Genomic DNA, 24,154 nt, shown 5'->3' on the forward strand with positions numbered 1-24,154 from the left:
CGGGCCGCCTTTTCTTTTTTGTCACACTTTGACCGAACTCCGTTGCTTTTTGAGACCAATTGGAAAACTGTGCGGCAATCACCCCAAGGCCGATTTGAACCCGGTCGCGGGTGAGAGTGGGATACACAAACAGGACACATGACATGAAACATTTTGTCGTGGCGGGATTGATCGGCCTGACTGCCTTTGCGGGTTTCGGGCAGACAGTGACCGCCATGCCGCTTTCCGCGCTGTTTAACCGCGCAATTCACGGCGACACCCAATCGCCGGACAAGGTGCCGCTGCTGAAGGTCCAGTCGAACGAGATTGGACGCATCGGACAGCTCGAGGAACAGATCCGCTCGCTCAACGGGCGTATCGAGGAAATGAGTTTCCAGCTTCTGCAGATGCAGGAACAGATCCGCAAATTCCAGGAGGACAACGAGTTCCGCTTCCAGGATCTGGAAAGCGGCAAGTCGGGTTCCACCAAGAAGAGCCAGCTGGAAACACCGCGCACGAATCATCAGGCAGCCGGAACCGCTCCGGCAACGACTGAGCAGGCAACGGCAACCGATCCCAACGCAGGTTTGGGATCGGATACCACTGCCGGCACGAATGTCGGCGCTCCGCCCACGACACTCGGCCAGATCGAATTCGATCAGAATGGCAATCCCGTTGGGGCAACCCGCGACCCGTCCAGTCTCGAAGCGACGCTCCCCAGCGGGGATCAGGGCATCAACCAGACACCGGACAGCCAGCAGCAGACGGCATCGCTCGACAATCCCGGCGATCTCTACCAGTCGGCCTATGGCCATGTGCTGACGGGCGATTACAGCCAGGCCGAAAACGAATTCCGCAGCTATCTCGAAGCATTCCCGAAGGGCGAAAAAGCCGCGGATGCCAGCTTCTGGATGGGTGAGGCACAATATTCCCAGGGCAAGTTCAGCGATTCCGCCAAGACGTTCCTGAATGCGCATCAGGCCTATAGCAAATCGCCCAAGGCGCCTGAAATGCTGCTGAAGCTCGGCATGTCGCTCGCCGCTCTCGATAACAAGGATACAGCCTGCGCCACGTTGCGCGAGGTGAACAAGCGCTATCCGAAGGCGTCGCCGGCCGTGAAGGCCAAGGTGACCACCGAACAGAGCCGCCTTGCCTGCTGAGGCGGACCGGGCCGCGCCGCACGTTGCCGTCGAGGCGGCAAAACAGTTTCTCTCTACCTTCAAGACACCCGGCCTGATCCTTGCCGCCATTTCCGGTGGCAGCGATTCGAAGGGACTGCTTCTGGCGCTGCATGAAGCGATCGCTCGTGGCGGCTTTTCGGCTTTTTCCCTCGCCGCCTGTACCGTCGATCACGCGCTGCGGTCCGAATCCGCCGACGAGGCGCGCGCTGTCGCAGCTCTCTGCGCTGCAAGAGGTATTCCTCATACCGTCTGCCGGTGGCAGGGGGAGAAGCCGGCTACCGGCATTCAGGCCGCGGCACGCGCAGCGCGCTACCGTCTGTTGTCCGATACCGCGCTGGATATCGGGGCATCCTGCATCGTCACGGGCCATACAGCAGACGATCAGGCGGAAACCGTGGCGATGCGGCAGGGCCGATCGCAGCCGGACGCGCCCGGTCTTGCCGGAATGGCGGATGGCGTGCTTGCCCATCGCCGTACTTGGGTGCTGCGGCCGTTTCTGCGTCTGCGCAGAGCCGATATTCGCGACTACCTCAGCGCATGCGGCGAAGGCTGGTTCGATGATCCCAGCAACAGCAATGTAAGTTTCGAGCGCGTGCGCGTGCGTCAGGCGCTGGGCGGCGACATCCGTCCGGTGGAAGAGGGATGGATGGCTGCAGGCGAGGCACGCCTGAGTTCCAGCGTGCGGGTGGCCAGGCTGCTTGCCCAACAGGCCCATGTTTTCGAAGGCCTGGTGGCGCGGCTCGATCCGGCGCTCGCCGTCAATATGGCCGATGCGGATTGCAGCCGTGCCATTCTTGCCGTCACCGCTGTGATCGGCGGCCGCCCGCATCTGCCGGGACGCGAAACGGCGGCGCGGCTTGCGGCGTTTCTGGCCGATGGAAACAACGGCCGTATGACTGCCGGCCGCGTGGTTTTCGATCGCCGCCGGTCCGGCCTCTATCTCTATCGCGAGGCACGCGATCTGCCGGAGATGATGATCGAGCCCGGCCAGGAGGCGATATGGGATGGCCGTTTTCTCGTCGGCAATGACGGTCGCGAGCCGATCGTGGTCCATGTCGGCGGCGAAACGGATGAACTGGGCGCGAGACTGATTGCCGCAGGCCTGCCCGAGCCGGTGGTCAAGCGGGCGGCCAGATCGGCGCCGGCCTGTTCGCTGCCGGTCTCTTCCACGGAACACCGGGAAGCCTTGGAACCCTTGGCGCCAAAGCCCCGCATTGAAAGCAGCATCGGCCTCTACGACACCTTTTTGCCGTGTTTCGACCTGATGATGGCCAATAGCATTGCCGTACTCTTCGGCCGTGATCGGTATCGTGCCCCTCCGGTTCACGATGTTTTGACGGAAAAGAGAGCTTGGGCTTGAGTTTGCCTTGGCAAGCCGGTTACGCAACCCTATGTTAGGGGCAAGAATGCAGCCACAAATCATTGCAGGTTGCGACAGAGGTTCCGGGGAGTTCGATGAACCCTAATTTCAGAAATTTTGCCCTTTGGGCAATCATTGCCTTGTTGCTGATCGCGCTGTTCAGCATGTTCCAGCAGCCGAGCGAGCGCACGGGATCGAAGGATGTTCCTTTTTCCCAGTTCCTGAAGGACGTTGACGGTAGTCGCGTCAAGGAAGTGGTGATTACCGGTAACAAGGTAATCGGTTCCTATGCCGAAAGTGGCGCGACCTTCCAGACCTATGCGCCAGCGATCGACACGGCACTGACCGAGCGCATGGAAGCCAAGAACGTGACCGTGACGGTTCGCCCCGAAACCGACGGCTCTTCCGGCTTCCTCAGCTATGTCGGTACGCTTTTGCCGATGCTTCTCATTCTCGGTGTCTGGCTGTTCTTCATGCGCCAGATGCAGGGCGGCTCGCGCGGTGCGATGGGCTTTGGCAAGTCCAAGGCCAAGCTTCTGACCGAAGCGCATGGCCGCGTGACGTTTGACGACGTCGCGGGTGTGGACGAAGCCAAGCAGGATCTGGAAGAAATCGTCGAATTCCTGCGTGATCCGCAGAAGTTCCAGCGCCTCGGCGGCCGCATTCCGCGCGGCGTGTTACTCGTTGGCCCTCCCGGCACCGGTAAGACGCTTCTTGCCCGCTCGGTTGCCGGTGAAGCCAACGTGCCGTTCTTCACGATTTCCGGTTCGGACTTTGTTGAAATGTTCGTCGGCGTCGGCGCAAGCCGTGTCCGCGACATGTTCGAGCAGGCCAAGAAGAATGCGCCCTGCATCATCTTCATCGACGAAATCGACGCTGTCGGCCGCCATCGTGGCGCCGGTCTTGGCGGCGGCAATGACGAACGCGAACAGACGCTCAACCAGCTGCTGGTCGAGATGGACGGCTTCGAGGCCAATGAAGGCATTATCCTGATCGCTGCGACCAACCGTCCCGACGTTCTCGATCCGGCCCTTCTGCGTCCGGGCCGCTTCGACCGCCAGGTCGTCGTTCCGAACCCCGATATCAACGGCCGCGAACGTATCCTCAAGGTTCATATCCGCAACGTGCCGCTGGCACCGAATGTCGATCTCAAGGTTCTGGCCCGTGGTACGCCTGGTTTCTCCGGTGCGGATCTGATGAACCTCGTCAACGAAGCCGCTCTGATGGCTGCACGCCGCAACAAGCGCGTCGTCACCATGCAGGAATTCGAAGACGCCAAGGACAAGATCATGATGGGCGCGGAACGCCGCTCGTCTGCCATGACCGAAGCCGAAAAGAAGCTGACCGCCTATCACGAAGCGGGCCATGCTATCCTGGCGCTGAAGGTTCCGGTTGCCGATCCCCTGCACAAGGCGACGATCATTCCGCGCGGCCGTGCGCTCGGCATGGTCATGCAGCTTCCCGAAGGCGACCGCTATTCGATGAGCTACAAGTGGATGGTCTCGCGTCTTGCCATCATGATGGGTGGCCGTGTTGCCGAAGAAATCACCTTCGGCAAGGAGAACATCACTTCTGGTGCATCCTCCGATATCGAGCAGGCAACGAAGCTTGCCCGCGCCATGGTCACGCAATGGGGCTTTTCCGATCAGCTTGGTCAGGTCGCCTATGGCGAGAACCAGCAGGAAGTGTTCCTCGGCCACTCCGTGTCGCAGTCGAAGAACGTTTCCGAAGCGACTTCGCAGAAGATCGACAACGAGATCCGCCGCCTGATCGACGAAGCCTATCTGGAAGCCAAGCGCATCATCACCGAGATGCATGGTGAGTTCGTTGCCATTGCCGAAGGCCTGCTCGAATACGAGACGCTGACCGGCGATGAGATCAAGGCGCTGATCCGTGGCGAAAAGCCGGCTCGTGACCTTGGCGACGACTCGACGCCGCATCGCGGTTCGGCTGTTCCGTCTGCCGGGACCAAGAAGGACGGTTCGGTTGGGAATAAGGGCGATGAGCCCGAAGGTGGATTCGAGCCGCAGCCGCAATAGGCTTTCGAAGTAGAAAACCGGTATAAACCGCCGTGCCCCGAGGTTCGGCGGTTTTTCTTTGTCTTGAATGATGTCGCCGCAGTCCCGGCCGGTTCCAGCTTGGTAACGGGCTGTAATGAATTCTGATGATACAACGGGATGCTGTTGTGAATATTTTATGGCAAGAGAATGCGCGTGTGTGATCTTCCATGTGGTCGCAAGCCGGGGCGCTGGTCGCGGACAATGTGATCCGGAAAGATCCGGAATACGGGAAGCGGCTCCCTGATGAGCCTGCGAGCGACGGTGCGCTGGCGCCCTTGGACAAGAATTGGAGTGTTTATGAAGCGCAAATATTTCGGAACGGACGGTATCCGCGGACAGTCGAACCTGTTTCCGATGACGCCGGATCTGGCCATGCGCGTCGGCATCGCTGTCGGCACGATCTTCCGCAATGGTGCTCATCGTCACCGGGTGGTGATCGGCAAGGATACGCGGCTGTCCGGCTACATGCTGGAAAATGCGCTGGTGGCCGGCTTCACTGCCGCAGGGCTCGATGTCTTCCTGCTGGGGCCGATCCCGACACCCGGTGTGGCCATGCTGACGCGTTCGCTTCGCGCCGATGTCGGCGTGATGATCTCGGCTTCGCACAATCCCTTCGAGGACAACGGCATCAAGCTGTTCGGCCCGGACGGCTACAAGCTGTCCGACGAGATCGAAGCGCAGATCGAGGATCTGCTCGACAAGGACATGACGGCGCAGCTGGCGAAATCGCAGGAAATTGGCCGGGCCAAGCGCGTTGAAGGCGATATCTATCGCTATATCGAGCATGCCAAGCGCACGCTGCCGCGGGATGTAACGCTACAGGGCTTGAGGGTTGCCATCGATTGCGCCAATGGGGCGGCCTATAAGGTTGCGCCTCTGGCGCTGTGGGAGCTTGGCGCCGATGTCGTGACGATCGGCAACGAGCCGAACGGCATGAACATCAATCTGGATTGCGGCTCGACCCATCCGGCGGCGTTGTCGAAGAAGGTGCACGAGGTGCGCGCCGACATCGGCATCGCGCTCGATGGCGATGCCGACCGCGTGCTGATCGTCGACGAGAACGGCACGGTTATTGACGGCGACCAGCTGATGGCGGTGATTGCCGACAGCTGGGCGACCGATGGCCTGCTCAAGGGCGACGGTATCGTGGCCACCGTCATGTCCAACCTCGGTCTGGAGCGCTACCTCAACGGACGCGGTCTCGACCTGCATCGTACCAAGGTCGGAGACCGTTACGTCGTCGAGCACATGCGTCAGCACGGCTTCAATGTCGGCGGCGAACAATCCGGCCATCTCGTTCTCTCGGATTTCGGCACCACCGGCGACGGCCTTGTCGCTGCCTTGCAGATTCTCGCCTGCGTCAAGCGCCAGGGCAAGACCGTCAGCGAGGTTTGCCATCGTTTCGAGCCGGTGCCGCAGGTTCTCAAGAACGTGCGGGTTTCGGCCGGCATGTCGCTGGAAAATGTCACGGTCCGTCAGGCGATCGCCGATGCGGAAGCCGAACTGGCCAAGAACGGCCGGTTGCTGATCCGTCCTTCCGGTACCGAACCGCTGATCCGTGTCATGGCGGAAGGGGACGACCGGGCCCAGGTCGAGCGGATCGTCGATGAACTGATCGGCGTGATCGGCGGCGTGCGCAACGTCGCCTGACCTGCCACATTTAAGAATACTTGAAGAGGCCGGGTTTTTCCCGGTCTTTTTTTGTTTGTTGTTGGAGGAGGGCTTTCGTTGCTTGGCAGTGAGCCAAATTCATTAACAGTTACGGTAAATTTTTGTAGTTAATCGGGCCTTAACCTTTCCTGTCCATGATCCGCTTCAACACCATTTGCTGGCGGCCGTGTTTGGGCTGGCCAAGCAGCCAGACGTATTGGAGTGAAGCCATGAAGACTACTTTGATTGGCATTGTTGCAGCTGTGCTTGGCGGCACCGCGACCTTTGCTGCGGATCTGTATGAGCCGCCCATTGAACAGCCGGTTGCGCAACCGGTCCAGATCGCCGAAGCCAGCGGCTGGTACTTGCGCGGCGACGTCGGTTATGCTTTCACCAATCTTCGCGGCGCCCATTTCTATCAGGGCCCGGGCCGTTTCGTGCGCGACTTCGATCGCGCGGATCTCGATGACACCTACACGATCGGCGGTGGTGTCGGTTATCAGATCAACAATTACCTGCGCACGGACCTGACGCTCGATTATCTCGGCAAGGCCGATTTCGAGGGATCGACGACCGGTAGCTGCGGCGTCGCCGCCGCGTGTACCTCGCGCGATGTTTCGGCAATCGCCGCCTGGAGCCTGATGGCCAACGCCTATGTCGATATCGGCACCTACGGTTCCTTCACGCCTTATGTCGGTGCCGGTATCGGTGGCACGCAGGTCCGTTGGGACAAGCTGCGAAACACAAGCTGCGAAACCGGCAATCCGGGCAATTGCGATCCGGAATTCGAACACGGCGGCCGCAAGAAATGGCGCTTCACCTACGGTCTGATGGCCGGTACGGCGATCGACCTGACCTGCAACCTGAAGGCTGACGTCGGCTACCGCTTCCGTCATATCCTCGGCGGCGACATGTTCGGCTACAACGAAAACAGCGGCCCCGGCTCCGACAAGGGCATCTACGTCCACGAGGCCCGCGCCGGTCTGCGCTACTCCTTCGGCGGCTGCCAGGAAGCCTATGTTCCGCCAGTCGAGCCTGCGATCTACAAATAAGCGTATCGCGCTCTTGCCTCCAAAGGCCGTCCGGTTCCCGGGCGGCTTTTTCAGTTTTACGAGCGAGATTGGTTAAAAAGCATGCTTAACCACAGATTAACCAGTGGATGCAATAATTGACACTCATACACGCGAGCGAAGAGGGTAGTCCCGCCGCCGCGGATGGTTTTTTCAAGGACGGTACCCATGAACAGTCGGCACGCTTTCCTCAATGCATCCGCACTCATCCTGCTGCTTGCCAGTGGTCAGGCGATGGCGGCGGACGACCTTCTCTATGCTCCGGAAGTCAATGTTGCGGCAGCGGAATCCGGCCCTCAGGGTTTCTATATGCGCGGCGATCTCGGTTATGCCGGCTGGACGAACGGGGGCGATCCATCGCTGCGTCTGTTCGACGCCGGCAGCGGCCGGACGAACTCCGCGTCCCCCGGCAACACCAGCGTCGACAAATCGTTCACCGGCGCGTTGGGTGTCGGGTATCAGTTCAACGACATGTTGCGCGCCGACCTGACTGGCGACTATTCCGACGGCCGGCTGGATGGCAGCGGTCGCGCCAGCATTCCCTGCGGCGGCGAAGCGGCGGGTACAACCTGCTCCGGACGCCTGGGAGCCGACTACAAGGCCATTGGCCTCATGGCGAACGGCTATGTCGATCTCGCGACCGTGGCCGGCCTGACGCCTTATCTCGGTGCCGGTCTCGGCGTGACGCAGCTGCGCTGGAGCGATGTTTCGCTGCGGACAAGCTGCGTGCCGGGCGCAGCCGGCTGCTCGGGTGCAGCCCCCCTCAACCAGTCCTTCGATGGCAAGAGCAGCTGGCGCTTCACGTATGCATTGATGGCCGGCGTTTCCTACGACATGACGGAACGGCTGAAGCTTGATGTCGGCTACCGCTATTCGCAGATCGCCGATGGCGGCATCTTCAACAGCAGCGATATCGATGGCCTCGATGATGGTCTGGCCCGTCACGAAATCCGCGCAGGTCTGCGGATGTCGCTCTGGTAGGGGCCCGCAATACATTGATCCCCAGGTCAACGATGGGGTTGAGTGCCGCCGGTGAGGCGGCATTCTGCGTGGCGGTTGCTTGAGCCGTCTTGACGTCCATTGCTCCTGTGTTCCCAACGCCAAAAATCTTTTCAGAAGCGACACATCATTCTTGACTTCCTTCCCGCGCCGCAATATTCACGGCGGCAGGCCACCTCTCCCTAACGAGAGGCTCTCTATCTGGAAGGATAGCTCAGATGACGACACCTGCGACACCGGAATTGCGTCCGGCAAACACCCATTTTTCTTCTGGTCCCTGCTCCAAGCGCCCTGGTTGGTCGCTTGATGCGCTCTCCGATGCAGCCCTCGGGCGCTCGCACCGTGCCAAGGTTGGCAAGAGCAAGCTGAAGCAGGCGATCGACCTCACCCGCGAAATTCTGCAAGTACCGGCTGACTACCGCATCGGTATCGTGCCTGCGTCCGACACCGGCGCCGTCGAGATGGCTCTCTGGTCGCTGCTCGGGCCGCGTGGCGTCGACATGGTCGCCTGGGAAAGCTTCGGTTCCGGCTGGGTTTCCGATGTCGTCAAGGAGCTGAAGCTCCCCGACACCCGCAAATTTGTTGCCGATTACGGCAAGCTCGTCGATTTCGCCCAGGTCGATTTTGACCGCGACGTCGTCTTTACCTGGAACGGCACGACTTCGGGCGTCCGCGTTGCGAATGCCGATTTCATCCCGGCCGACCGCAAGGGCCTTACCATCTGCGATGCCACCTCGGCCGCATTTGCGCAGGACCTCGACTTTGCCAAGCTCGATGTCGTCACCTTCTCCTGGCAGAAGGTTCTCGGCGGTGAGGGTGCACATGGTATCCTGATCCTGTCGCCGCGTGCTGTCGAGCGGCTGGAAAGCTACGAGCCTTCCTGGCCGCTGCCGAAGATTTTCCGCATGACCAAGGGCGGCAAGATCATCGAAGGCATCTTCCAGGGCGAGACGATCAACACGCCGTCGATGCTCTGCGTCGAGGACTATATCGATGCGCTCAATTGGGCGAAGTCGCTCGGCGGTCTCAAGGCGCTGATCGCCCGGGCCGATGCCAATGCGAAGGCTATCGACGATTTCGTCGCCAAGACGGACTGGATCGCCAATCTGGCGGTCGACCCGGCAACGCAGTCGAACACCTCGGTCTGCCTGAAGATCGTCGACAAGGACGTCGCGGCGCTCGACGCTGCCGGGCAGGACGCCTTTGCCAAGGGCATGGTGGCCTTGCTTGAAAAGCAGGGTGTCGCCAACGATATCGGCGCCTATCGCGATGCACCTTCCGGCTTCCGTATCTGGGCCGGTGCGACGATCGAGACGTCGGACCTCAAGGCGCTGATGCCTTGGTTTGACTGGGCTTTTGCGACCCAGAAGGCGACGCTTTCCCAGGCTGCGGCCTGACCGGCTTATAACCGCGCCAACAGGGCGCGGTTCTTCCATACCCTTTCAATTTTTGACGAAACCAATGGAGGCCTCTCATGGCACCTCGCGTACTCGTATCCGATGAACTGTCGGAAACCGCCGTCCAGATCTTTCGTGATCGCGGCGTCGACGTCGATTTCCAGCCGCAGCTCGGCAAGGACAAGGAAAAGCTTGCCGCGATCATCGGCAATTATGACGGTCTTGCCATCCGCTCCGCCACCAAGGCGACGGAAAAGCTGATCGCAGCCGCGACCAACCTCAAGGTCATTGGCCGCGCCGGTATCGGCGTCGACAATGTCGATATCCCGGCTGCCTCGCGCCGCGGTATCATCGTCATGAACACGCCGTTCGGCAATTCGATCACGACGGCCGAACACGCCATCGCGCTGATGTTCGCCGTTGCCCGTCAGCTGCCACAGGCCGATACATCGACCCAGGCCGGCAAGTGGGAAAAGTCGAAATTCATGGGTGTCGAAATCACCGGCAAGACGCTTGGCGTCATCGGTGCCGGCAATATCGGCGGCATCGTCTGCGCCCGCGCCATCGGCCTGAAGATGCACGTGCTTGCCTATGACCCCTTCCTGTCGAAGGAACGGGCCGAGGAAATGGGCGTCACCAAGGTCGAGCTGGACGAATTGCTCGCCCAGGCCGATTTCATTACCTTGCATGTGCCGATGACCGACAAGACGCGCGGCATCCTCAACCGCGAAGCGCTGGCGAAAACCAAGCCCGGCGTGCGTATCATCAACTGCGCCCGTGGTGGCCTCGTTGACGAGCAGGCGCTGGCCGATGCCATCAAGTCTGGCCACGTTGCCGGTGCCGGTTTCGACGTGTTCGAAGTCGAGCCTGCCACGGAAAGCCCGTTGTTTGGCTTGCCGAATGTCGTCTGCACGCCGCATCTGGGCGCCTCCACCACGGAAGCGCAGGAAAATGTCGCCCTGCAGGTGGCCGAGCAGATGTCGGATTACCTCGTCAAGGGTGCCGTCTCCAACGCCATCAACATGCCGTCGATCACCGCCGAGGAAGCGCCGCTCCTGAAGCCGTTCATCCGGCTCGCCGATGTGCTCGGCGCCTTTGTGGGTCAGGTGACGGAAAGCGCGATCAAGGAAATCGAGATCCTCTATGACGGCGCGACCGCCGGCATGAACACCCGCGCTCTGACAAGTGCGGCCCTTGCCGGTCTGATCCGGGCACAGGTGTCCGATGTCAACATGGTTTCGGCCCCGGTGATGATCAAGGAAAAGGGCATTATCCTGTCCGAGGTCAAGCGCGACAAGTCGGGCGTCTTTGACGGCTACATCAAGCTGACGGTAACGACGGAAAACCAGACACGCTCGGTTGCCGGTACCGTGTTCTCCGATGGCAAGCCGCGCTTCATCCAGATCAAGGACATCAATCTGGATGCCGATGTCGGCAACCACATGGTCTACATCACCAACACCGACGTTCCCGGCATGATCGGCTTCATCGGCACGACGCTCGGCAATGCCGGCGTCAACATCGCCAACTTCCAGCTCGGCCGCCACAATGCCGGCGCCGATGCGATTGCGCTGCTTTATGTCGATGGCGCGGTGTCGGAAGACGTGCTCGACAAGCTGCGTGCCAATCCGGCGATCCGCGCCGCCAAGCCGCTGGTGTTCAACGTCGACTAACCTTCCGGGGTACATGGCTTCAATGGACTGACAGATGGACGCGCCGGATTACCCCTCCGGCGCGTCTGTCGTTGATGAAAGCGGATGGCATGACTGAGAACAATATGGCCTACCACTGGCGCCCGGCCGATCCGGCGGACATCAGCGTCATTTATGATATCCAGTGCATCGCCCATGACCTTGAGCCCGAGGCGCAGGACGTGCTGTTGGAGCGGCTGCTGCTGTGCCCGCAGGGGTGTTTCGTGCTGGAAAAGGATGGCGTGGTTTCGGGATATGTTCTCAGCCATCCGTGGGTCCGGCGTGCGCCTCCGCCGGTCGATGTCCGGCTTGGGGCGATCCCGGCAGAGGCCGACACATGGTATCTCCACGATCTGGCGTTGCTGCCCGCTACACGCGGATCCGGCGCGGGGTCGAAGGTCTCGGCGCTGCTGTCCGACGTGGCCGGCAAAGCCGGATACGAAACGGTGGCGCTTGTCTCGGTCAGTGGATCGCAGGGCTTTTGGGAGCGGCAGGGGTTTTCGGTGCGCATGGATGAAACGCTTGCCGGAAAGCTTGAAAGCTATGGCGGCCAGGCCGTCTATATGGAGCGGGATCTCACTTAGAAGACCTATTGCGCCTTGACGTCTTCCGGCAGGCGTGGCCGGCCGCGCTCCGCCACCGCGATACCGCCAAGAACCAGCGCCAGGGCAATGATGTGGAAGGTCTGCAGCGCCTCGCCGATCAGCGCGATCGACAGCAGTGTGCCGAAGATCGGGATGGTGTTGATGAACAGCCCGGCGCGATTGGGACCGATCAGTTCGACGCCGCGCACATACAGGATCTGCGACACTAGCGAGGGCAACAGGCCGGCATAGGCGACGATGACCCAGCCTTGCATATCGGGCCAGATCATCCGGTCAGTGGCGATCTCCCAGCCAAGCAGCGGAATGCTGCTGAGGAGTGCCCCGAAAGCCGAGGCCGCAATCAGGCTCTTCCAGTGAATCTCCGGCTTCCAGCGCAAGGCCACGGTATAACCGGCATAGACGAGCACGGCCGCCAACATCAGGGCGTCACCCTGGTTGAGCTCAAGAGAGAGAAGCGTGGTGAGATCGCCATGCGATGCGGTCAGCGCCACACCGAACAGCGTCAGCGTGAAACCGGCGATCTGCGCCATCGAAAAGGCGGTGCGAAACAGCACGTAATTCATGACGAAGATGACCATCGGGATGCCGGCCTGCTCGATGACGGCATTGATGGCGCTGGTGAATTGCAGCGCCGAATAGAGGAAGGCGTTGAAGGCCGTGAAGCCGACCGTGCCGTAGCCGAGCAAAAGCGGCCAGTTCTTGCGGATCGCCGGGAGATCGCGGCGGACCTGGGGTGCGGCGAAAATCAGGAGTACGATGCAGGCGATCACCCAGCGCAGGCTGGTCAGCATCATCGGACTGACATGGCCGACAGCCATCTTTCCGGCAACCGAATTGCCGCCCCAGATCAAGGTGGTGATGCACAAAATGGCATAGGCTTGGAGGTTCAAAGACGGCGATTCCCTAGACTGCTTTTGAGCCTCGTTGTGAACCCGAAGCTTCCGGAGGCCTTGTGATATAGGCTAAACCGCGTGAATGCCATGCAAAAACCCCGAATCCACGCCTAAACAGGGTCGCTTTCCAAAAAACAAAACAGTATAGATGCGCGGGTTTGAAGACAGCGCAATGACTGGCGCCAAGGAAACAGGAAATCTGAAATGACGAATGTCGTGGTGGTCGGATCGCAATGGGGTGATGAAGGCAAGGGCAAGATTGTCGATTGGCTCTCCGAGCGTGCCGACATCGTCGTGCGCTTCCAGGGCGGTCACAATGCCGGCCATACCCTGGTGATTGACGGCACAAGCTACAAGCTGTCGCTGCTGCCTTCGGGCGTCGTTCGTCCGGGCAAGCTTGCCGTCATCGGCAATGGCGTGGTCATCGACCCACATGCGCTGATCGCCGAGATCGAGAAGCTCGACAAGCAGGGCGTGACCATCACACCGGAAAACCTGCGCATCGCCGACAATGCCACGCTGATCCTGTCGCTGCACCGCGAGCTGGATGGCATCCGCGAGGATGCGGCCTCCAACAGCGGTACCAAGATCGGCACCACCCGCCGCGGTATCGGCCCGGCCTACGAGGACAAGGTCGGCCGCCGCGCCATCCGCGTCATGGATCTTGCCGATCTCGACACGCTGCCGGCCAAGGTCGACCGGTTGCTGACCCATCACAATGCGCTGCGCCGGGGTCTTGGCGAAGCCGAAGTCAGCCATCAGGCGATCATGGAGGAACTGTCCTCAATCGCGGCCCGCGTGCTGCCGTTCATGGAAACCGTCTGGCTTCTGCTCGATCGCCAGCGCCGCAAGGGCGCGCGCATCCTGTTCGAAGGTGCGCAGGGCACATTGCTCGATATCGACCATGGCACCTATCCCTTCGTCACCTCGTCCAACACGGTGGCAGGGCAGGCGGCAGCGGGTTCCGGCATGGGTCCCGGCGCGCTCGGCTATATCCTCGGCATCACCAAGGCCTACACCACCCGCGTCGGTGAGGGCCCGTTCCCGACCGAACTGCACGACGAGATCGGCCAGTTCCTCGGCGAGAAGGGGCATGAGTTCGGCACGGTCACAGGCCGCAAGCGCCGTTGCGGCTGGTTTGATGCCGCACTGGTGCGTCAGTCGGTGGCGACCAATGGCATTACCGGTATCGCGCTGACCAAGCTCGATGTCCTCGATGGTCTCGATGAACTGAAGATCTGCGTCGGCTATACTCTGGATGGTGTCGAGATCGATCACCTGCCGGCAAGCCAGGCGCAGCAGGCCCAGGCAAAGCCGGTCTACATCACGCTCGAAGGCTGGAAGGAATCCACCGTCGGCGCCCGCAGCTGGGCGGAACTCCCGGCACAAGCGATCAAATATGTCCGCCAGGTGGAAGAACTGATCGGCGCGCCGGTGGCTCTGCTTTCGACCAGTCCGGAACGTGACGACACCATACTTGTGACAGACCCGTTTGAGGACTAGTCTTCACGTTTATGACTAGGCAGAGTTTGGCGTAAACACGCCGATGGTATGAGAAAGTTCTGATGGCGGATTTTGTTGCAGTTATTCGAAGGACCGTCGATGGTCTGTCGGACAATGTTCCCGAGATGCGTGCCAAGGTCTATGAAAAGGCCCGTGGCGCCGTCCGCCGTCAGCTCGAAAGCATGAAGCCTCGTCCTTCGGACGAGATGATCGACCGGCAGATGGTCAAGCTGGAAGCGGCGATCAACGAGGTCGAAAGCGACCACGCCGAGGCGCTGCCGCCGCTCGACGAGCAGCAACCCGATTCGGCACCCGAAGCGGTTGCCGGCGAGGACTATGCCCCGGAGCAGGCGACGGCGGAGGCCGAGGCGGTAGAAACCGCCGGGCCTGATCATGCGGCAGACGACCATGCGGAGCATCAGCCCGCCGAAGACGAGACGGCGCATGCGCCTGTCGAACCTGTCGAGCAACATGACGAGCAGCCTGAAACCATTGCACCGGCCGAGGCTTTTGAGCCGCCGGCCGCGGAAGGCCATGCGGAGCGGGAAATCGAGACCACAGTGTCTTCCGAAGAGGATCATGATCCCGAGCCTGTCCATTCGGTAGAGCCTGAAGAGCTGCAATCTGAACCGGAAGCGGTTCATTCCGACGAGCCGGAGCATCCGGTCGCTGCTGCGTTCGAGCAGGCGGACGATGGCGAAGCCGCGCCTGTGGTCGCGGGCGAGGTTGCGGAGGCTGCTGCCGAACCGATCGTCGAGCATCATGTCGAACCGGAGGCAGACAAGCCGGCGCCTTCAACACCCTCCGAATGGGAGTTGCCGGAATGGAGCGATCCGGTTCCGGCTACAGCCCATAGCGAGCCGGTCTGGACCGAAACCGCTGATACCGTGGTGGGCACCGACGAGATCCCCGATCTGACGCAGTACGAGCCTGTCGAGACGGTGACGCCGCCGAGCGATGACGCTGAAGACAAGCAAAAAGCCGCCGCTGAACCGGCACAAGCCTGGGCCTGGGACGACAGCGATCCCTTTACCCAGAGCCCGGCGGCGGCCGCGGTCGAGACATCCGAGCCGGCGATTTCGGACTGGTCGTGGCCTGTCGAGAAAACCACTGCCCCGACGCCGGAACAGCAGAAGGCTGCGGGCGACAGCTGGAACGATATCGACGAGCTTCTGGAGCATGGCGGCACTGCCGCCGCTGCGGGTGCTGCATCAGGGGGGCAGGCGGACAGGAATTCCGCGCTCTTGAGCGAAGAGATGGAAGTGCCGGCGCGGCCGGTTTCCTATCGGGTCGAACCGAAGCGGTCGCGGTTCAATGGAAAGGCCATCGGACTTTCGGCTGTCCTGTTGCTCGCCCTTGGCGGCGGCGGTTATGGCTATTGGCAAAATCAGACGGCGGTGAACTCCTGGGTGTCGGGCATACTTTCGTCCATCACCGCGCAGGTGCCAGGGCAGACGAGCCCGGTCCCTGTGCCGGAAGGCGGCACGAATGGTGCCACGACACCGGAAACCAGCAATCAGACACAGACACCGGCTGCCTCCGACACCGCTTCTGTTGCCGGCAGCAACAAATTCACGCAGCGCCTGCAGCAGGATGGCAGCGAGATCGACCAGGGTCCGGCAGCCGCGCCTGCGGGGGCCGAGGAAGGCAAGTCGGTCGCTGCGCAGACAGAGGCCGGCAAGCCGGCCGATACCGCACAGGCAACGCCGGCAGTACCGGCAGGCCAGACCTCCGGCGACGCCCAGCCGGTGCCCGGACAGCAGACCCCGGCCAATCCGGCAACGCAGCAGGTGCCTGCCGGCGCCCAGAAGATGTTCCTTTATGAGGAGCGGCTGGGCCAGTCGGCACCGACGGCGATCGAGGGAAGCGTCGCGTGGTCGATCAAGGAAGAATCGCCGGGCGGCGATGCCAAGCCCGAGCCGGTTATCCAGGCCCAGATCAATGTGCCCGAGCGTGGCCTGACGGCCTTGATGACCATCAAACGCAATGCCGACTCGTCTCTGCCGGCAAGCCATGTGATCGAGTTCGTCTTTTCGCTGCCCGAAAATTTCGAGGGTGGTAGCATCGACAGCGTGCAGCGTGTGTCGATGAAGCGGAACGAGCAGGACCGCGGCGACGCGCTGATTGCTGTTCCGGCCAAGATCACGGAAGACTTCCACATGATCGCGCTCAACGACTTCCCGGAAGCCGTGGCGACGAACACCGAACTTCTGCGCAGCCGCAGCTGGATGGATATTCCCTTGACCTACCGCAATGGCCGACGCGCGCTCCTGACCCTGGAGAAGGGCCCGGCGGGCACCGAAGCCTTCACCAAGGCGATGCAGGCCTGGAGCCTGATTGCGAAGCCGGACCCTGCCGGTCAATAAACGGCCGGAAAATACGGACACGAAAAAACCGGCTGGAGCGATCCAGCCGGTTTTTTTATGGAGTCAGCCTGCGGGCTGCTCACTTGCGAGTTGCTTAGGCGTCTTCGACGACCCGCAGCGAATTCTGGCGATCCTGTGCCGCCTTGCGGACAGCATCCTGAACCTTCTCGAAGGCACGAACCTCGATCTGGCGAACGCGCTCGCGGCTGATGTCGAACTCGGTCGACAGATCCTCGAGTGTGACCGGATCTTCGGTCAGGCGGCGGGCTTCGAAGATGCGGCGTTCGCGATCGTTCAGAACCTTCATCGCGCTCGACAGCAACCCACGGCGGCTTTCCAGTTCATCCTGCTCGATGAGCATGTCTTCCTGGCTGTCATGGTCGTCGACGAGCCAATCCTGCCATTGGCCGGATTCGCCTTCGCCGGCCTTGATCGGCGCATTCAGCGACGCGTCTCCGGAGAGCCGCTGGTTCATCGAGATCACTTCGGCTTCCGAAACCTTCAGCGTCGTTGCGATATGCGCGACCTGCTCGGGCTTCAGGTCACCTTCGTCGAGAGCCTGGATCTTGCCCTTGAGGCGGCGCAGGTTGAAGAACAGCCGCTTCTGGTTGGCGGTCGTGCCCATCTTCACCAGCGACCAGGACCGCAGGATATATTCCTGGATCGAAGCCTTGATCCACCACATTGCATAGGTGGCCAGACGGAAGCCGCGTTCGGGGTCGAACTTCTTCACGGCCTGCATAAGGCCGACATTGCCTTCGGAAACGACTTCGCCGATCGGCAGGCCATAGCCGCGATAGCCCATGGCAATCTTCGCCACGAGGCGCAGATGGCTGGTGACGAGCTGATGGGCGGCCTTGCGGTCGTCATGCTCCTGATACCGCTTGGCGAGCATGTACTCTTCCTGCGGTTCAAGCATGGGAAACTTGCGGATTTCGTCGAGATAACGATTGAGACCGCCTTCTCCGGCGGTAATGGACGGTAACGTACTGCGGGCCATGATGCACCCCCCTTTCGCGTTCCGGCCTCCTTCTGGCAGGCCGGGCATGTGGGTCTGTCCGACCCCACATCCTCATAGATAAGTGCGGCGAAAGCATGATTCAAGAACTCCGGTTTCACAGAGACGTGAAGCCGGAGAAGCGAATGCTCCAAGTGGATTACACCCGGTAAATTGTGTCCGCCCCCGAAATATCAAGGGCGGAAGTGGCGGTTTGTGGGGCTTTTCGCTCGATCCGCCGCGATCAGTGGATCGGCGAGCTGTCTTTTTCCTCTTCGAACGTCACGGCGACATCGCTGTTGGCGCTGAGCCGGACGCGGTTGCCCTCGATGTCGGCTACAAGGCCGAGCGAGATGTAGTGATGATGGCGGTCGTGACCCTGGCCGCTGTCCTTCTTCGTCAATTTGATCCTGCCGCCTTCGACGTGATCGACTGTTCCGACATGGACGCCGTCCGCACCGATCACTTCCGCATGTTCCTTGATCTGCGTTGCATCAACCATTGCACTTCTCCTTTTGCTGTCTGCGACAACGCGCCAGACCGGGAAAGGATGCATGCCGGTTGGAAAAATGCGGGGGATACGGTTTGGAATTCGGCCTTCAATGCGGCTCAGCATCCCCGTTTTCGTCTGGAGTTAGCGTGGTACTGCGGCGATAGCGGCTGTATCCGCCATAAGCCTGACATCTTGAGAGGCCGATGTCCTTCAACTGATCGTCGTTGAGCTCCAACAGCGCCAGCCGGTTGCCGCGTTCCCGCAATTTTCTGATGACGAAACCTGCAAACCTGCGTGCAAGCGGGAAACGGGCCGCGGAACGGGACTTGGCTCGCTTGACGGGCTGCGTATTGACGGCACTCTGTGGCGCAAGCTTCAGTTCTAAAATGAGGTCGCGTTCGTTCGGCACGCGATCGCCGATCACATGGGCTTCGTTCTTCATAATGTTGTCTCCGGGGAATGCCGGCCCCTTATCGGGCCGGCGCGGCAGGGCAGGGGACCGGTTGCGGCCTTATCCCTTCGATACCTGGGTGACGTGGATTGCAGCGTCTGCTTCGCGCAGGGCCTGCGCGCATTCTTCGCAGCAGACCTCGACAGTCTTTCCGCCAATCTTGACCGCGATGCGGCTTGCGTCGAGTTCGCAGTCACAGGCAGCACATGTGTTTTCCTGCATGATCTTTCCTCCGTTTGGTTCGTTGCGACCAGAAGAGAAGACCATTTCGGCAGTTGCGGCGCTGTCAGAATCTTTAGCGATCTTTGCTGCCGTTAAAAAACGGCAGGGATCAGCGCAGGCCGGCAAAGCGCTGGAATTCGGCCGGCGTGCGCCCGTAGACCTGGCGGAACGAGGAGGAGAAATGGCTGTGGCTGGAAAAGCCGAGGTCGAGCCCCAGATCGGTCAGGTCGTCATAGCTTCCGAGCAGGTCGAGTGCTTTGGCCAGTCTTAGCCGCAGATGATAGCGATAGAGCGGCGTTCCCTCCACCTGCTGAAAAACCTGGGTGAGATAGACCGGGGAGACACCAGCCTCCTTGGCGATCTCGGCGAGGGTCCATCTGCGCGCGAGATCGGAGGACAGAACGAGCTTGGCGCGGTCCACGAGTTTTTGCCGGCCGATGCTGGCGGTCGCGGCGCGGGCGGTCCGCTCGCCGACGGCGCGTCGGACGAGCGTCATCGCCAGTGTTTCGGCCTCCAGCGTTTCGGCAGTGCCCCTGAGCAGGCTGTGGCGCAACAGGGCGACAAGTGCCTGCGCGCGGGCATCTATTCTCAGGCGCTGCTTGTTGAAGGCGAATGTGCCGCGAGCGGCGCGATGAACCTTGGGAACCAGTTCCTCAAGTGCTGCCTCGTGTACGGCCATGCTCAGGCAGGCATCGCCGCCTTCCACCGGATGGCTGATGCGATATCCTTCGTCGCGGTTGAAGAACAACACCTGATTGGCCTCGGCAACCGCGTCATCGCTGCCGACATGGCGCAGGAAAACACCACGATAGGGGAAGACGAGACTGGTCACGCGCGCGCATTCCTCGTCGCTCCTGTGCCGGCATTCGCCGTTGCACAGCACGTCGTGGACGCTGACCATCTCGGTTTCGAGAATTTTCCTGGCGGAAAACTGGCTCATGGGCGCTCCGGGCTATCGATAAGCGTTATACGCCTCGAAGGGCCGGACCGCCATGGCCTTGCTTCAGCCGCGCAGCGCTTCGACCAGTTCGCGCATGTCGTCGGGAACCGGCGACTCGAAATGCATGGTCTTTCCGGTCGTCGGATGCTCGAAGGCCAGCATGAAGGCGTGCAGCGCCTGACGCGGAAAACGGTTGACCACGGCCTTGGCGGCGTCCGGCAGCAGATTGGCTTTGGTCTTGAAGGCGGCGCCGTAGTCGGGATCGCCGATCAGCGGATGGCCGATATGGGCCATGTGGACGCGGATCTGGTGGGTGCGGCCGGTTTCGAGGTTGCATCGGACCATCGCGGCGAGCGCGGTGGAATCCGGTTTTTCGAGATAGCGCTCGACAACCTGATAGTGGGTGATGGCTTCACGCGCGTCGTCCGCGCCTTCCTGTTTGACGGCACGCTTGACGCGGTCGCCGGCGCGGCCGAGCGGCGCGTCGATCGTTCCCTTCAGGCCACGCGGGCGGCCCCAGACGATGGCCATGTAGGCGCGCTCCAGCGGCCCGGTGCGGCCATGGTCGGCAAACTGGTCGGAGAGGTGGCGGTGGGCGATATCGTTCTTGGCGACGACCATGACGCCGCTGGTATCCTTGTCGAGGCGGTGGACGATGCCGGGACGCTTGACGCCGCCGATGCCGGACAGGCTTGCGCCGCAGTGATGGATCAGCGCATTGACCAGCGTGCCCGTCCAGTTGCCGGCGCCGGGGTGAACGACGAGACCCGGCGGCTTGACGAGAACGATCAGGTCGTTGTCCTCGTAGAGCACGTCGAGGGGGATGTTCTCGCCCTTGGGTTCCGGGTCTTCCGCTTCCGGCAGGCCGATCGTAAAGACGTCGCCGGGCTGTACCTTCTTCTTGGCTTCCTTGACGGTCTTGCCGTTGACGGAAACCTCACCCTGTTCGATCAGGCTCTTGATGCGGTTGCGGGAAAACTCGCCGCCCAGTGCTTCGGTGAGAAAGGCGTCCATGCGGCCGCTCGCGTCCTCATTTGCCGTAAGGACTTTCCTAATCGCCGGGGCTTGTTTAAAGGGGTCGTTCATTCTTCATTCCATTTTTCAGGGTAGGCCAGCCATGTCATCTCAGAAACCAGTCGAACAGGAAGAAAAGCCGCTCGATCCGGTGATGGAGAACGTGCGCCGCAAGATGATCAAGTTGCAGCTGGTCTCGGCCGGTGTCATGTTGGTCATGCTTATGGCCGTGCTTGGGGCCGTTGTCTACAAGGTGACGCGGTCCAATGACAAGGATGTGGCGCAAACGGCCGCTGTTGCCGTCCCCAGCGATGCGCCACTGACGGCGATTGCCGCCCTGCCTGCCGGGTTCGAGGTATCCAGCGTCGCTCTGTCGGGTGGCCAGATCCTGTTCTATGGCACGGCTGCCGGTGGGGACCGCAAGGCGATAGTCTTCGATATCGCGGCCGGCCGGATCGTCGCGGATATTTCCGTCAAGACGAACTGAAAGAAGACCCCGCCGTGACCCCGGTCCGCATCGACGATCCCGCAGATCCGCGCATTGCCGGCTTGGTCTCGATCAAGGAGCGTGACCTGACGGGCCGGCATGGCCGCTTCATTGCCGAGGGCACCGTCGTCCTGCGCATGCTGGCGGCCGCGCATCGCGCAGGTCGCGGTATCGAGGCGGAAGCGATCCTGTTGCTTGAAAATCGCGTCGATGGTCTCGTTGACCTTCTCGCCGATTTTCCGGCCACCATTCCGGTCTACGTGGCCAGCGCTCCGGTGTTCGATGCCATTGCCGGCTTCAACATGCACCGGGGCGTGCTGGCGCTGGGCAAACGTGATTCTGCGCCGCGGTTGGATACGCTCCTTGGAGGGCTTCCGGCCAAAAGCATGGTTCTGGCCGCCTGCGGCATTTCCAACCATGACAATATGGGCTCGATGTTCCGCAATGCGGCCGCCTTCGGTGCCGATGCCATCCTCATGGATGAAACCAGCTGCGATCCGATGTACCGCAAGGCGATCCGGGTGTCGGTGGGATCCGTCCTGACGGTGCCGTTTGCCCGCGAGGGCTCGGTGACCGCGCTTGTCGGGCGCCTGCAGGCGGACGGTTTTGCGATCTGGGGGCTGTCGCCGCGCGGGCAGACCGATCTGCAGGACATTGCGCCATCGCCGCGCACCGCCCTTCTGGTGGGCACGGAAGGCGAGGGGCTGCCGGAAACGATCCTGTCATCGATCCGGACTGCCCGCATTCGCCAGCGGCCGGGCCTCGACAGCCTGAATGTGGCGACGGCGACCGGCATTGCCCTGCATCAGGTGGCGATGATCAACGGGTTGATCTGAGAGAAACGAGCAGGGTGTTACCGGTGCCGGAGTCTACCGGTGTTCCGGTGGCAGCATGTCGCGGGTGCGGCTGGCGAGGCTTTTGCCGGTCGCATCGGGCTGCGCGCCTGCCGGCTTGAGAAGACCGGGGATCGGCGATGCCTGGCCTTCCTTTGCCGCGGTCAAAGCCACCATGGTCGCCGCGATGTCGGCAATGTCTTCCCGCAGAGCATCGTCGTGGACGTCGGTGGTCGAGGCGATCAATCGCTCCGATAGTGCTGTTGCCCGGTTGCGGGCATATTCGGCTGGCACGGTCAGGTCGATGGTCTCCACTGCAGAGGCGTCCTCTGCCACACCTTCCACACTTGCGCCATCTGCGGGGTCTGCCGCGACAGCCGGTTTTTTCTCGCGGCGCACAGGCACCGTCAGGCCTGCGGCCCGCAACGCTTTCGATGCGTCGCGCAGGTCCGTGCCGGCATCCCTGACCTTGCCCTTCAAGCGCTCGATTTCGGTCGCCCTGCGCTCAAGGAAGTTCTCCTTGTCGGCGTTGGCGGCCATCTCCTTGGCAAGCTTGGTTTCGGCCTGGCGAAGGCGGGTTTCGTCGCGGGCAAGCTTGGCTCCGAGCTCCCGCGCCTTGGTGCTTTCCGCCCTGAGTTCGTTGCGAAGGCTTTCCCGTTCGTCTCGCAGGCCGGCGATGCGGCTTTTCAGGTTCTCCGCCTCGGCGTCATGGGCGGCGACATCGATCTTCAGGCTGTCCATGTCGGCGGAAAGATGGTCGATCTGGCGCGTCAACGTCTTGATGTCGATGGTCTTCTTGACGTTGTCGCGTTCGACGTCGGCCAGCGTCGCCTTCAGCCGTTCGATATTCTGCTCCAGCTGGCGGGTGGAGGAGCGCAGGTCGGCTGCTTCGACGTTCATGTCGGCGAGCTGTATATGGAGATCGGCATTTTCGCCGGCGAGGCGCTGGGCTTCTTTCAGGACGGAGCCATTCTGCAGCATCAGCGCGACGTTCTTGTCGCGCTCGTGTTTCAACGTCTGGCTGGTGCGGGCGTTTTCAGCGGCGTAACCGGCGCGGGCGGCATCCTTCTGGGCCCGGACCTCCTGCGGCGACAGCGGCATCGTCGCCTTCAGCCGGTCCTCGGCAAAGCGGACGATGCGCCTGTGAACGACCGGCGCCACCAAAAGGCCGAGGATGACCGCCGTCAGGAATCCCAAGGCAAACAGGAGTGCGAATTCAATCACGGGCTGGCCATTTCAGTTCTAAGCACGCGGTACAGTACGAGTTGTGTCATTACACGACGAAAGCGTGATGATCCTATTAATTCAACTATTCGAGAATGTGCCTTTTTTGCAAGGCATGGCAACGTCTGAGAGGAGCCTGGAAAAGAAAATGAGGCGTTTCCGCCTCAGAAGGGGTTCCAGGTCGGCTGCTGGGTGAGTTTCAGATAGCCGACATTGATGCCGAGCCGCGCGCCGATGCCGGTCCGGATGGGCACCAGCACGATGTTTTCATCGGTGAGCACCGTCATGCCGACGCCAGCGACCACATAGGCCGAGCCCGATACGCCGCCGAAGCGTTTGAAGAGCGAAGGAACGGCCGGCAGATTATAGACCAGCATCATCGTGCGGCTGCCCTGGCCGCCCCAGTCGATGCCGAGCGAGGGGCCTTGCCAGAACACATTGTGCTGGCCGGCATTCTTTGTATAGAGGTCGCCTTCGCCATAGGTCAGGCCGGCCACGAACGCGCCGGAGCCTTCCTGGCCGAGGATGTAACCGTTCGGTAGTCCGTATTTGGAAAATGCGTTCTCGACCACCTTGGCAAGGCCTCCGGAGGCGGCCCCGAAGAAATTATTCCCGGCATCGACGATTTCCTGCATCGAGTACTGGTTGCCATTGGCACTCTGCGCATTCGCTCCGGAAACGAGGCTGAAGATGATCATCAACGTTACGAAAGTGTGGAGGCAGGTGGTTTTGACGGCAC

The 24,154-nt window shown here is 61.4% G+C and carries 22 protein-coding genes; 13 read left to right on the plus strand and 9 right to left on the minus strand.

Annotation, left to right across the window (positions count from 1 at the left end):
• Nucleotides 1-143: 143 nt before the first annotated feature.
• The 9 genes from ybgF to ADU59_RS12565 all read left to right on the plus strand — a co-directional run bounded on the left by ybgF (nucleotide 144) and on the right by ADU59_RS12565 (nucleotide 11,971).
• On the plus strand, nucleotides 144-1,139 hold the full coding sequence (gene ybgF / locus ADU59_RS12525; RefSeq protein ID WP_068954442.1) for a tol-pal system protein YbgF: 996 nt from the start codon (nucleotides 144-146) through the stop codon (nucleotides 1,137-1,139).
• On the plus strand, nucleotides 1,129-2,520 hold the full coding sequence (gene tilS / locus ADU59_RS12530) for a tRNA lysidine(34) synthetase TilS (RefSeq protein ID WP_068954443.1): 1,392 nt from the start codon (nucleotides 1,129-1,131) through the stop codon (nucleotides 2,518-2,520). Before ybgF ends, tilS begins: the two co-directional genes overlap by 11 nt.
• A gap of 95 nt (nucleotides 2,521-2,615) precedes the next feature.
• Nucleotides 2,616-4,559 (plus strand): ATP-dependent zinc metalloprotease FtsH, encoded by a 1,944-nt coding sequence (gene ftsH, locus ADU59_RS12535; RefSeq protein ID WP_068954444.1) that lies wholly within the window; start codon nucleotides 2,616-2,618, stop codon nucleotides 4,557-4,559.
• A 318-nt stretch (nucleotides 4,560-4,877) separates the two neighbouring features.
• Nucleotides 4,878-6,230: a phosphoglucosamine mutase gene (gene glmM, locus ADU59_RS12540; RefSeq protein WP_068954445.1), complete on the plus strand. Its 1,353-nt coding sequence runs from the start codon at nucleotides 4,878-4,880 to the stop codon at nucleotides 6,228-6,230.
• 230 nt (nucleotides 6,231-6,460) lie between these two features.
• The gene (locus ADU59_RS12545) at nucleotides 6,461-7,282 is read left to right on the plus strand and encodes an outer membrane protein (protein ID WP_068954446.1); all 822 of its coding nucleotides are present in this window, start codon (nucleotides 6,461-6,463) and stop codon (nucleotides 7,280-7,282) included.
• A gap of 186 nt (nucleotides 7,283-7,468) precedes the next feature.
• Nucleotides 7,469-8,281 (plus strand): outer membrane protein, encoded by an 813-nt coding sequence (locus ADU59_RS12550; RefSeq protein ID WP_068954447.1) that lies wholly within the window; start codon nucleotides 7,469-7,471, stop codon nucleotides 8,279-8,281.
• A 236-nt stretch (nucleotides 8,282-8,517) separates the two neighbouring features.
• The gene (locus ADU59_RS12555; protein ID WP_068954448.1) at nucleotides 8,518-9,696 is read left to right on the plus strand and encodes a phosphoserine transaminase; all 1,179 of its coding nucleotides are present in this window, start codon (nucleotides 8,518-8,520) and stop codon (nucleotides 9,694-9,696) included.
• Nucleotides 9,697-9,773: 77 nt separating this feature from the next.
• Nucleotides 9,774-11,369: a phosphoglycerate dehydrogenase gene (gene serA, locus ADU59_RS12560; protein WP_068954449.1), complete on the plus strand. Its 1,596-nt coding sequence runs from the start codon at nucleotides 9,774-9,776 to the stop codon at nucleotides 11,367-11,369.
• 89 nt (nucleotides 11,370-11,458) lie between these two features.
• Nucleotides 11,459-11,971, plus strand: coding sequence for a GNAT family N-acetyltransferase (locus tag ADU59_RS12565; RefSeq protein WP_068954450.1), 513 nt, complete (start codon nucleotides 11,459-11,461; stop codon nucleotides 11,969-11,971).
• A 5-nt stretch (nucleotides 11,972-11,976) separates the two neighbouring features.
• Here ADU59_RS12565 and ADU59_RS12570 read toward each other — a convergent pair whose 3' ends face one another.
• Nucleotides 11,977-12,882: a DMT family transporter gene (locus ADU59_RS12570; protein WP_068954451.1), complete on the minus strand. Its 906-nt coding sequence runs from the start codon at nucleotides 12,880-12,882 to the stop codon at nucleotides 11,977-11,979.
• A 207-nt stretch (nucleotides 12,883-13,089) separates the two neighbouring features.
• Here ADU59_RS12570 and ADU59_RS12575 point away from each other — a divergent pair, with 207 nt between their 5' ends.
• Complete coding sequence (locus ADU59_RS12575; protein WP_068954452.1) at nucleotides 13,090-14,388, plus strand: adenylosuccinate synthase; 1,299 nt, start codon at nucleotides 13,090-13,092, stop codon at nucleotides 14,386-14,388.
• A gap of 62 nt (nucleotides 14,389-14,450) precedes the next feature.
• The gene (locus tag ADU59_RS12580) at nucleotides 14,451-16,754 is read left to right on the plus strand and encodes a hypothetical protein (protein WP_068954453.1); all 2,304 of its coding nucleotides are present in this window, start codon (nucleotides 14,451-14,453) and stop codon (nucleotides 16,752-16,754) included.
• A gap of 94 nt (nucleotides 16,755-16,848) precedes the next feature.
• On the opposite strand, the gene rpoH is transcribed toward ADU59_RS12580, so the two are convergent.
• From rpoH to ADU59_RS12605, 6 genes are all read right to left on the minus strand, one after another.
• Nucleotides 16,849-17,754 (minus strand): RNA polymerase sigma factor RpoH, encoded by a 906-nt coding sequence (rpoH, locus tag ADU59_RS12585; RefSeq protein WP_068954454.1) that lies wholly within the window; start codon nucleotides 17,752-17,754, stop codon nucleotides 16,849-16,851.
• A gap of 241 nt (nucleotides 17,755-17,995) precedes the next feature.
• Nucleotides 17,996-18,253, minus strand: a complete 258-nt coding sequence (locus ADU59_RS12590; protein WP_068954455.1) for a DUF2171 domain-containing protein — start codon at nucleotides 18,251-18,253, stop codon at nucleotides 17,996-17,998.
• Between the two features lie 97 nt (nucleotides 18,254-18,350).
• Complete coding sequence (locus ADU59_RS12595; RefSeq protein WP_068954456.1) at nucleotides 18,351-18,686, minus strand: DUF1127 domain-containing protein; 336 nt, start codon at nucleotides 18,684-18,686, stop codon at nucleotides 18,351-18,353.
• A gap of 69 nt (nucleotides 18,687-18,755) precedes the next feature.
• Nucleotides 18,756-18,917 carry a hypothetical protein gene (locus ADU59_RS30890; protein WP_162843353.1) on the minus strand — a complete coding sequence of 54 codons (162 nt, stop codon included), beginning with the start codon at nucleotides 18,915-18,917 and terminating at the stop codon, nucleotides 18,756-18,758.
• A gap of 109 nt (nucleotides 18,918-19,026) precedes the next feature.
• Complete coding sequence (locus ADU59_RS12600; protein ID WP_068954457.1) at nucleotides 19,027-19,857, minus strand: helix-turn-helix transcriptional regulator; 831 nt, start codon at nucleotides 19,855-19,857, stop codon at nucleotides 19,027-19,029.
• A 63-nt stretch (nucleotides 19,858-19,920) separates the two neighbouring features.
• Complete coding sequence (locus ADU59_RS12605; RefSeq protein ID WP_068954458.1) at nucleotides 19,921-20,943, minus strand: RluA family pseudouridine synthase; 1,023 nt, start codon at nucleotides 20,941-20,943, stop codon at nucleotides 19,921-19,923.
• A gap of 31 nt (nucleotides 20,944-20,974) precedes the next feature.
• Here ADU59_RS12605 and ADU59_RS12610 point away from each other — a divergent pair, with 31 nt between their 5' ends.
• Both ADU59_RS12610 and ADU59_RS12615 read left to right on the plus strand, forming a co-directional pair.
• On the plus strand, nucleotides 20,975-21,358 hold the full coding sequence (locus ADU59_RS12610) for a hypothetical protein (protein ID WP_068954459.1): 384 nt from the start codon (nucleotides 20,975-20,977) through the stop codon (nucleotides 21,356-21,358).
• A 14-nt stretch (nucleotides 21,359-21,372) separates the two neighbouring features.
• Nucleotides 21,373-22,194 (plus strand): TrmH family RNA methyltransferase, encoded by an 822-nt coding sequence (locus ADU59_RS12615; protein ID WP_068954460.1) that lies wholly within the window; start codon nucleotides 21,373-21,375, stop codon nucleotides 22,192-22,194.
• Between the two features lie 33 nt (nucleotides 22,195-22,227).
• Here the strand turns inward: ADU59_RS12615 and ADU59_RS12620 are convergent, their stop codons facing one another.
• Both ADU59_RS12620 and ADU59_RS12625 read right to left on the minus strand, forming a co-directional pair.
• Nucleotides 22,228-23,415: a prolipoprotein diacylglyceryl transferase gene (locus ADU59_RS12620; protein ID WP_068954461.1), complete on the minus strand. Its 1,188-nt coding sequence runs from the start codon at nucleotides 23,413-23,415 to the stop codon at nucleotides 22,228-22,230.
• Nucleotides 23,416-23,579: 164 nt separating this feature from the next.
• Nucleotides 23,580-24,113 (minus strand): DUF1134 domain-containing protein, encoded by a 534-nt coding sequence (locus ADU59_RS12625; RefSeq protein ID WP_244506420.1) that lies wholly within the window; start codon nucleotides 24,111-24,113, stop codon nucleotides 23,580-23,582.
• Nucleotides 24,114-24,154 lie beyond the last annotated feature (41 nt).

Source organism: Pararhizobium polonicum, assembly GCF_001687365.1.
In the GTDB taxonomy this organism is placed as follows: domain Bacteria; phylum Pseudomonadota; class Alphaproteobacteria; order Rhizobiales; family Rhizobiaceae; genus Pararhizobium; species Pararhizobium polonicum.

Excerpts from the sequence above, each read along its gene's own strand:
- ADU59_RS12550 (WP_068954447.1), top strand. The coding sequence starts at position 7,469 with ATGAACAGTCGGCACGCTTTCCTCAATGCATCCGCACTCATCCTGCTG.
- ADU59_RS12610 (WP_068954459.1), top strand. The coding sequence starts at position 20,975 with ATGTCATCTCAGAAACCAGTCGAACAGGAAGAAAAGCCGCTCGATCCG.
- ADU59_RS12595 (WP_068954456.1), bottom strand. The coding sequence starts at position 18,686 with ATGAAGAACGAAGCCCATGTGATCGGCGATCGCGTGCCGAACGAACGC.
- ADU59_RS12625 (WP_244506420.1), bottom strand. The coding sequence starts at position 24,113 with ATGATCATCTTCAGCCTCGTTTCCGGAGCGAATGCGCAGAGTGCCAAT.
- ADU59_RS12580 (WP_068954453.1), top strand. The coding sequence starts at position 14,451 with ATGGCGGATTTTGTTGCAGTTATTCGAAGGACCGTCGATGGTCTGTCG.
- ybgF (WP_068954442.1), top strand. The coding sequence starts at position 144 with ATGAAACATTTTGTCGTGGCGGGATTGATCGGCCTGACTGCCTTTGCG.
- ADU59_RS12605 (WP_068954458.1), bottom strand. The coding sequence starts at position 20,943 with ATGAACGACCCCTTTAAACAAGCCCCGGCGATTAGGAAAGTCCTTACG.
- ADU59_RS12545 (WP_068954446.1), top strand. The coding sequence starts at position 6,461 with ATGAAGACTACTTTGATTGGCATTGTTGCAGCTGTGCTTGGCGGCACC.
- ADU59_RS30890 (WP_162843353.1), bottom strand. The coding sequence starts at position 18,917 with ATGCAGGAAAACACATGTGCTGCCTGTGACTGCGAACTCGACGCAAGC.
- ADU59_RS12565 (WP_068954450.1), top strand. The coding sequence starts at position 11,459 with ATGACTGAGAACAATATGGCCTACCACTGGCGCCCGGCCGATCCGGCG.
- ftsH (WP_068954444.1), top strand. The coding sequence starts at position 2,616 with ATGAACCCTAATTTCAGAAATTTTGCCCTTTGGGCAATCATTGCCTTG.
- glmM (WP_068954445.1), top strand. The coding sequence starts at position 4,878 with ATGAAGCGCAAATATTTCGGAACGGACGGTATCCGCGGACAGTCGAAC.
- rpoH (WP_068954454.1), bottom strand. The coding sequence starts at position 17,754 with ATGGCCCGCAGTACGTTACCGTCCATTACCGCCGGAGAAGGCGGTCTC.
- serA (WP_068954449.1), top strand. The coding sequence starts at position 9,774 with ATGGCACCTCGCGTACTCGTATCCGATGAACTGTCGGAAACCGCCGTC.
- ADU59_RS12590 (WP_068954455.1), bottom strand. The coding sequence starts at position 18,253 with ATGGTTGATGCAACGCAGATCAAGGAACATGCGGAAGTGATCGGTGCG.
- ADU59_RS12555 (WP_068954448.1), top strand. The coding sequence starts at position 8,518 with ATGACGACACCTGCGACACCGGAATTGCGTCCGGCAAACACCCATTTT.
- ADU59_RS12600 (WP_068954457.1), bottom strand. The coding sequence starts at position 19,857 with ATGAGCCAGTTTTCCGCCAGGAAAATTCTCGAAACCGAGATGGTCAGC.
- ADU59_RS12575 (WP_068954452.1), top strand. The coding sequence starts at position 13,090 with ATGACGAATGTCGTGGTGGTCGGATCGCAATGGGGTGATGAAGGCAAG.